The sequence below is a fragment of the Hominimerdicola alba genome, assembly GCF_900112155.1.
Taxonomy (GTDB): Bacteria; Bacillota; Clostridia; order Oscillospirales; family Ruminococcaceae; genus Hominimerdicola; species Hominimerdicola alba_D.
Genome location: NZ_FOKQ01000073.1, coordinates 1 through 8846 on the forward strand (window position 1 = coordinate 1; position 8846 = coordinate 8846).

An 8846-nucleotide genomic window follows, 5' to 3' on the forward strand; every position below is an offset into this window, starting at 1 on the left:
AACTATAAACAGCGGCGTTAATACGATAGAAAACAATGCTTTCCAAGACTGTGTCATGCTTGAAGAGATAACCCTGCCCGATTCTGTCAAGACGCTTGGCAATGCAGCATTTAACGGCTGTAAGGCTCTCACTTCTGTAAAGCTCAGTAAAAACTTAAAGACCATAAGCCCCAGAACATTTGAAAGCTGTTCAATGCTCGAACACATTGATATCCCCGATGGCGTTATCAATATCGATTCAAAAGCTTTTTCCGAAACAATACTGACAGATATCACTATCCCGAAGAGCGTTAAATCGATAGGTTCATACGTTTTTGAAAGCTGTGCCCAGCTCAAAACGATAATGATCGAGGACGGCTGCACAGCCAAGATAGACGGATATGCTTTCGAGAAATGCTCAAAGCTTGAAAAAGTCCAGATACCGAAAGAAGTTGAAGATATAAGCATTTCTATACTTTATGAAAGCCCTAAGGCAGTTATATGGTGCTACAACAATTCGTATGCTCTCAATTACGCACTTGATAATAAATATGATTATCACATAATCGATGAGGGTGAATCGGAGTATCCCCGCGGCGATGTCAACGGCGACGGAGTAATCAACGTTACCGACATCACAAAGGTAGCTGCTCACGTAAAGGGCAAGAAGTTGCTCGATGCTGCTGCTCAGAAACGTGCTGATGTAAATAATGACGGCAAGATCAACGTTTCTGATATTTCCAAGATAGCTGCTCACGTAAAGGGCAAAAAGCTCCTGAGCTGATAAAATGCAGTTAATACAGTAAAATAGTATTTAAGGCACTTCTGTCGATATGACAGAAGTGCCTTTTTATTGGTGCATTAGTGAAAAGAAAAAAACGGTTTTACCGTTGGAATAAAAAGTTTTAGTACGAGTGTTTCCCGTAAGGAAACATATTACGAAACCAGTGAGTAATAGCAACGAAAAGATTTTAGCATATTTTGACTGTTATATAACCCGTTTAAGAATGGCAGTTCAAGTAATACAATGACATTAATTTAAGTGGGTAAGCCAGAAATAGCCACTTTTGGTGACAGAGCAAACCAAAACTTTAGTGGCGGTTATGATCTTGAGTGCTTAACGCATCGGATGTATATAAAAATATTATCATTCTGCTCTTTTTGAAGAATATCTCCAACTAGTATATGTATTTATTGTAGTATAACTCCACCATAGTTTCTAACTCGTAAACCTTAACAACATCTATTTGCTGGGTGTGATTTTGATATTCTTCCGACCGCTGAGATCGGATTGGGTTATTTTCATCGTTTCCGTAAAAAAATTTATGAGCGAACTCTCATAGTCGCTCAGGCGCTCGTCAGAGCGCTTGGAGCTATGCGACTTTACATATATGTAGTTATCAGGAAAATTACTGAAAGTGGGTATTGATTTTTCGGATGTGGTGTGATATAATGGCGAAGTGAGAGTAATCACTTGGCTTGCTTGTGTGTATCCAAAGTAGGAGATGTTTCAATTGCAATATATCGAGTTATATTCAGAAAGACTTCTTTTCAGAAAATTCAGACAAAGTGATTTCCCAATTGTATATGATTGGCTGAGCAGTCTTGAAAATATGAAATATCGCTCAAGTGAGCCTAAAAATGAAAAAGAAGCTCACGATTATCTTGATTGGGCTATAAAATGTGCCGAAGAAAATCCGTGTGTCAATTTCAGATATGCTGTTGAACTGAAAGACACCAGCGAACTGATCGGGTCTTGCGAACTGTATTTTACAGACAAAGATCCTGCTGGATTAGCTTGGGAATTGCATCGTAACTATTGGAAGCAGGGATATGGAACTGAAATAGGAAATACTTTATTGAGACTTGCTTTTGATGTTCTTAAACTTAGAAGAGTGATAGCTGATTGCAACACGCTGAATATAGGATCATATAGAATTATGGAAAAGATAGGAATGCGCAGAGAGGCACATTTTGTAAAGATGTATCAAGGAAATAGTGCATTAGATCATAGGTGGTGTGATAAATACCAGTATGCAATTCTAAGGGAAGAATGGCTAAATAGGGACATATAACAACCGACAAATATTTAAGGCAACACCGCACAAAGCCGTCAGGTGGTCTTTGTGCGGTGTTGCCTTAATTTCAAAAGAGAATGAAAATTTACAAGCTGTGTGAGCAAACTCCGCTCCACAGCTTTTTGATTTTCCCCATAACAATCTGTCGAACGGAAAACCTATCCGGCACACAAATCTTCGTGCGCAATACCAGTAGACAATTCCAAAATGAAATAGGTGAGGATCTGCTGACTATTGCTTCAGAAAGAGAGGCAAACTTCTTCATAAGCGAGAGCGGTAAATTTTACGCACAGTATGATTTTAGAAAACAAATGTTCTATGTGACGGATGATCTGTATTTATTTATATACTACCTGCTTATAAATCGAAACGGTTTTTGATGCAGGACAATTTCAAAAGGTTTAGAGTTAAGTGAACGACAGTGAAATAGAAATAATTATAGTAAAAGCACCGATATCTTCACGACATCGGTGCTTTTGGATTGTTAGTGTTTTGATCCATCTATGGCAATAACCATACAATTCGGGTGGGCGGTATTTTCTTGCGGAAAAATGAAGTACATACCTATTGATTTTCACACTCGACTGTGCTATAATAAATCAAAGACCGATGAAAGGAGCCTTGACGAATGGGTATGCTGCTGAATCCGAGTGCGGAAAGTTACCGAATGGCGGTTAATTCAAAGATATACATTGATAAATCAATGCTGATCTCTGTAATGAATGAGTGCATAAATACATCTCAGCGGTTCGTATGTGTGAGCCGTCCCCGCAGGTTCGGAAAATCTATCACTGCCGATATGCTTTGTGCGTATTACGGTCAGGAGGATACCGACAGTCTGTTCAGGACTCTGAAGATATCGGGTTCTCCCGACTATAAAAAATATCTCAATAAGTTTCAGGTCATACATCTGAATATGATCAATTTTATGGATAAACATGACTCTCTTGAAGGCTCACTGGATTATCTTCAGAAGAGACTTCTCCATGAATTGAAGTCACAGTTCAGCAGCGTAGACTGCTTTGACTGGAACGACTTACCCTCTGTTTTGGAGGATATCTACAATGCTGTTCATGTGAAGTTTGTATTTGTTATCGATGAGTGGGACTGTATTTTCCGCAGGAACAAGAATGATACCGAAAATCAGACTCTTTATCTTGATTTTCTACGCAGTCTTCTGAAAGACAAGGTGTATGTTGCACTTGCATATATGACAGGTATACTGCCAATAAAGAAGTATGGCGAGCATTCAGCACTCAATATGTTCAAGGAGATATCTGTTGCCGATGCAGGTGTTTATGCCGAATATACAGGCTTTACTGAAGAGGAAGTAAGGGAGCTTTGCGGAAAGTATGAAATGGACTTCGATGAGGTCAAGCGTTGGTACGATGGATACAATGTCAATGATGTATCTATATACAATCCGAAGTCCGTTGTCGAGGCTATGCTGAGCAAGGAGTTAAGCAACTATTGGACGCAAACAGAGACTTACGAGGCGTTGAAAGAATATATCCAAGCTAATTTTGACGGTCTGCGTGACAAGGTGGTGCAGCTTATTGCTGATGAGCCTGTAAAGGTAAATATTCTTAAATTCCAGAACGATATGACAAATTTCGGCTCTGCTGATGATGTGCTGACACTTTTGATACATCTGGGATATCTGACCTACAATAAGGCAGTTAGAAGTTGCTATATCCCAAATGAGGAAGTACGGCAGGAATTCATCAACTGCATTGAGGATGGCGGTTGGGAGAATGTCATGTCAGCTATAAGAAGTTCGGAAAGACTGTTGGAAGATACGCTGAAAGGCAATGAAAAGTCAGTCAGTGATGCACTTCGTGAGCTGCATTATCAGAACACTTCGCTGCTGACATACAACAATGAAAATTCTCTGAGCTGTCTTCTAAGCCTTGCATTTTATTCTGCTAAGAAGTATTATACTATTTTCAGAGAGCTGGAAACAGGCGAGGGTTTTGCAGATCTGGTGTTTATCCCATTGAAGCATTCTGACAAACCTGCGATGTTGGTTGAGCTGAAATATGATAAATCCGCCGACACAGCAATCAGTCAGATAAAAGAAAAACGCTACCATGGCGCGTTGACAGAATATCTTGACAAGCTGATAATCGTGGGCATCAACTACGACAAAAATACCAAGGAGCATACTTGCAGGATAGAACGCTTTAATGCCGAAAAATAGGGCTTATAAGCCTATAACATCTCGCATCAAACGCACATCAAATTCGCATCAAATGGTTTCATCCTATGTGAAATAATAAAAGCCTATGATTATGTTCGATGTCACTTAATTTCCCGAAAAACAGGGACATAGAAAAAAATAAAGAGACATGGAAATCGGGCAGATTATTCCCGACGATGAAGAGTATTGACTAAGAAACGTCGTAATTACGCGGGTTTTATGACTCGACAGGCAAGATTTACGACCAACTTACGACCGAATTGTCGAGGACACGTTTGATATGAAATAAGGATCCCGAAGCTGACTTTTGTGGTCGGTTTCGGGATTTTTATGTTGCTTGTTTTCTTTGAGCAGATAGGTTCTGTTGCGGTTGGCACCCTCGCAACAACGGTATCGTCAGCGATATAGCAAAAGAATATGTAATTAAATATTATGGTTATCCCCTTAACACACCACAAGTAAGATCACTGCACCAAAGCAGCCAAAAGCCTTAAATACGCACTGTTTCCCAGCTTACGGCGGTTGAATTTGTAACAGTATTCGGCAGCATATAACGCTGCGTGGATCTTTTTGTTTCCGTGGTAAGTTCCCATGATCATTGCTTTGAAGTTTGATATAACTTTATGCATCCAGTTCAGCTGACCGCTTGTCGGATCATATGTTTCAAAAACATGGAAGTATTTCTGTGCCAACGGTTTCTTGAAAACTTCGAGCATTATCACTCTCGATCTTCGAGCCAGGGCGGATATTATCCCTGGCAAATCTACCCACAGTTATGCCCTTTAAATTCGGCACATCGCTCATTTTAACGTACTCGGGATTTCCTGCTGCGTTCTTTGATAAAGCTACGATCATTTTGACTTTTTCAGTACCTCTGCCGCGCTTTTTACCGTGAGTCGGAGCACCGAGATATGTGTCATCAAGTTCAACGATCCCGTCGAGCAAATAGAGTTCTTCACGGCATTTCATAGCTTTTCTGATGCGATGAAGGATGTACCAGGCTGTCTTGTAGGTCACCCCCAAAGCCCTCATCAGCGTAACAGCAGAAACGCTGCATTTGTTGCTCATAATGAGGAATGCGGTGACTATCCACAGTCTGAGCGGAATATGTGCTCTGTGCATAAAAGTTCCGTTTGTGGCGGATATATCTGCTTTACAGAACTTGCAGCGCAGCAGATGGCGTGACCTTATCCTGCGGTACTCAGAGCCACCGCAAAACGGACAGGCAAAGCCCTTTTCAAAGCGGATATCAAGCAGAAAATCCTTGCAAAAACTTTCATCTGCGAACTTTGAGTATATCCCATCAAGTGTGATCTCAGGTTTCGGAAATCTTTTTGACATAGCGACAGCTCCTTTCTGTTTCTGTCACTATTATACTATATTTTCCAGTTTTTGAGGTCTGTTATATTTGGACAGCTTTGTAAATTATCTGTGGTGTGTTAATGGGATAACCATAAAAAGCAATATTCGACTTTATCGGATAATTTCATACGGATTAGCTATGCATCGCGAGATCAGTACGCACTGTTAGCCGCCGAATCCTTTCGGTACGCTTTGGGTGATATACCGCACTTGCGCAGAAATACTCTGCTGAAATAGCTGCTGTCGGTATAACCGCACCGCCCAGCGATTTCCGCCACAGACAGCTCTGTCTCGCGTAACAGACGGCAGGCGGTATGTAAACGCAGTTTTGTTATGTACTGCATCGGACGGCAGCCTGTCGCTTCCTTGAACAACCTCAGAAACTGACGTTCTGAATAATGAGTAAGCGCAGCAAGTTCGGTAATGGTCATTTCTTCCTGAAAATTTCGTTCGATATACGCAAGGGCAGGCGCAAGCTTTACAATGCCTGCGTCGTTTTCGATGCGGTTCGTATCATACATTCGTGAAAGCTCGACAACAAGTCGGATAAATCCCGCGCGAACCATTGTCTGCCAACCTGCCGCCCTGACGGTATATTCGGTATGAAGTGCCGCAATCATTTCCTCTATATTAAGCTGTTCATCGGGGAGCAGTTTAAGATAGCTCGTAAAGCCTTTGGTTCTTGACTGCTGTGGTTCAAGAACGAACAGAGCCTGAAACCCGGGCGCACCTGCTATGTCAAAAGAACTCAGATCAAGGAACCTCTTGCGGAACATTATGTTGCATATGTGAAAATCCTGCGGATCATCATAGCCGTGTTCGATATCCTCGGCGATGACGAAAACGCTTCCTTTCTGAATAGGATATTTCTCACCGTCAACGATATGCACGGCACTCCCCGACAGTACGATCACCAGTTCGATATAGGAATCGTGGGCGTGCAGATAAAGGGGCTCGTCATGTTCTCCGTACTGTATAAAAAACGGAAAATTTTCATCTTGCGTAAAAGCTTCCAAGGGCATACGAAACATAAATATCACCTGATTTTCACTTAAAAGTCTCGTGTCGTTTTTGTCCTGTTTTGTGGCAGTAATTTACTTGAAATCGGATAAGATAGGTGCTATTATTACTATAACATAGTTCATAACAAAAATCAACTGTAATGCAATTGTTGTTTATGGTTCTTACTCTGACACATCGCATTATACAACCGTTTAATGGGTATTAATAGTTAGTGTTATTCTTCCCCACGCATAAGGCTGGGGAAGAATACATCCAGGTAAATGTTATTAGTATACAGAATATAGTGGTGTGCTGAAGGAATATACATATCTGTAAGGAAGAAGAAAACGGAGGGTCTACAATGAAAAGCAAACTGACAGCAGCTTTTCTGTCATGCGTGATGGTATGCAGCATGGCAGGAAACATTCAGGCAAGTGCTCTGCCGAGTAAAAACGGCACGATGCGAAATGTATCGACAGCGGAAATCGTGGGTGAAATGGGTATCGGCATCAATCTCGGAAACACGATGGAAGCTTGCGGTGACTGGATCGAAGAAGTAGATACAAAATGGGGCGACGGTGTACTCGAACCAAAGGAATATGAGACCGCATGGGGCAGCCCGATCATTACAAAGGAAATGATTGAGGGCATGGCAAACGAGGGTTTCGGAGTTGTACGTGTTCCCGTGGCTTGGTCAAATATGATGGATAAGAGCACCTATACTATCTCCCCTGCTTATACTGCCCGTGTAAAGCAGATAGTTGACTGGGTGATTGACGCAGATATGTATTGCATAATCAATATCCATTATGACAACGGATGGGTAAACAATTTCCCCTATGATGAAGAAGGCTCCATGAAACGTTATGAGACTATGTGGAAGCAGATCGCTTATGCATTCAAGGATTATGACGATCATCTTATATTTGAGTCGCAGAACGAGGAACTTGGCTGGGAGTCTATCTGGAACCCCTGGAGCGGGACGCAGTCGCAGAAAGAAAAGTCCTATGCGCTGTGCAACCGCATAAATCAGAAATTTGTAGATGTCATCCGTGCGTCTGGCGGCAATAATCCCAAGCGCCATCTGCTAATTTCGGGATATAATACCGGTATTGACCGAACCTGTGATTCGCTGTTCAGGATGCCTTACGACCCTGTGAACCGTATGGCGATATCGGTGCATTATTATACACCTGTGGGCTTTGCTATTCTTGAAGACAAGGACGAATCCTGGGCAAAGGCGCGTTCAACATGGGGTACAGACGAGGACTACCGTGAACTTAATGCCAACATGGACATGATGAAGACTAATTTTACAGACAAGGGTATCCCTGTGATAATCGGCGAGTACGGCTGTCCCACTAAGGGAAAGGAAACAGAGTCGGTCGTTCGTTTCCTGAGTGCTGTATGCAAAGCTGCATATGACCGTCAGATGTGTCCCCTCCTCTGGGCAACACCGAAGGGCGAAAATGATGGTGAATACGGCGGTCACTATGACAGAAACGCCTGCAGGATCAGTAACCCCGATCTAAAAAAAGCCTTTGACGAGATCACAGGTTTTAACGGCAAAACTCCCGTTGACCCATCTGCTGACTATCCCGTTGTCAGCAAAGTTGAATACAGCGAGAAATATCATCAGATCAGAATTACATGGTCGCCTGTTGAGGGTGCTTCAAATTACGGCATAGCAGTATATCTTGCAGGAAAATGGAGGGTACAGACTCAGAACATCCCTGCTTCTGCTACAAGCTATACAACGCCTAAGAATCTAACTCCCGGAAAGAGCTACAAGGTAGCTGTTGCAGCTAAGGCAGGCAGTGTATGGACTGCAAATGAAGCTATCAGGCACGCTTTGACAGTCACCGTTAAGTAACCGGCATATCAGCATACCTCAAAGTTTTCAATACTATACTATTATAAAAGATCTAATCAGAATAGGTATCGCTTTCTTTTCTTCATAGGCGATTCCTTCTCTCAAACAATACTCTCCGACAAATATCCATCTGTCGGAGAGTATTGTTTTTATTGTAGTAAACGACATACTATATTATCGAACTAATAAAGAACAGTACACCCCCGAACGCTTTTGAAACCGCACGGCTGTATGTTTTTTTAGCGTTGATTGATTTTTATGGTTATCCCCTTAACACACCACAAGTAAGATCACTGCACCAAAGCAGCCAAAAGCCTTAAATACGCACTGTTTCCCAGCTTACGATGGTTGA

Annotated in this window: 5 protein-coding genes and 1 pseudogene; 4 read left to right on the forward strand and 2 right to left on the reverse strand. The window is 41.9% G+C overall.

Annotated features, from left to right (window positions below):
• From BM265_RS18870 to BM265_RS18885, 3 genes are all read left to right on the forward strand, one after another.
• Positions 1 to 763 (forward strand): leucine-rich repeat protein (locus BM265_RS18870; protein WP_074963471.1); only part of this gene is annotated, 763 nt, incomplete at its 5' end.
• Positions 764 to 1493: 730 nt separating this feature from the next.
• Positions 1494 to 2054, forward strand: coding sequence for a GNAT family N-acetyltransferase (locus BM265_RS18875; protein WP_074963472.1), 561 nt, complete (start codon positions 1494 to 1496; stop codon positions 2052 to 2054).
• Positions 2055 to 2685: 631 nt separating this feature from the next.
• Positions 2686 to 4257 (forward strand): AAA family ATPase, encoded by a 1572-nt coding sequence (locus BM265_RS18885; protein ID WP_074963474.1) that lies wholly within the window; start codon positions 2686 to 2688, stop codon positions 4255 to 4257.
• A 464-nt stretch (positions 4258 to 4721) separates the two neighbouring features.
• Here BM265_RS18885 and BM265_RS18890 read toward each other — a convergent pair.
• Both BM265_RS18890 and BM265_RS18895 read right to left on the reverse strand, forming a co-directional pair.
• A pseudogene (locus BM265_RS18890) lies at positions 4722 to 5598 on the reverse strand (IS1595 family transposase).
• 173 nt (positions 5599 to 5771) lie between these two features.
• Complete coding sequence (locus tag BM265_RS18895) at positions 5772 to 6641, reverse strand: AraC family transcriptional regulator (RefSeq protein WP_207647019.1); 870 nt, start codon at positions 6639 to 6641, stop codon at positions 5772 to 5774.
• Positions 6642 to 6982: 341 nt separating this feature from the next.
• Between BM265_RS18895 and BM265_RS18900 the strand changes: the two genes are divergently transcribed.
• Positions 6983 to 8494 (forward strand): cellulase family glycosylhydrolase, encoded by a 1512-nt coding sequence (locus BM265_RS18900; RefSeq protein WP_074963476.1) that lies wholly within the window; start codon positions 6983 to 6985, stop codon positions 8492 to 8494.
• Positions 8495 to 8846 lie beyond the last annotated feature (352 nt).

Bases quoted from the DNA above. Each gene is read 5' to 3' on its own strand.
- BM265_RS18895 (WP_207647019.1), bottom strand. From the start codon at position 6,641: ATGCCCTTGGAAGCTTTTACGCAAGATGAAAATTTTCCGTTTTTTATA.
- BM265_RS18885 (WP_074963474.1), top strand. From the start codon at position 2,686: ATGGGTATGCTGCTGAATCCGAGTGCGGAAAGTTACCGAATGGCGGTT.
- BM265_RS18900 (WP_074963476.1), top strand. From the start codon at position 6,983: ATGAAAAGCAAACTGACAGCAGCTTTTCTGTCATGCGTGATGGTATGC.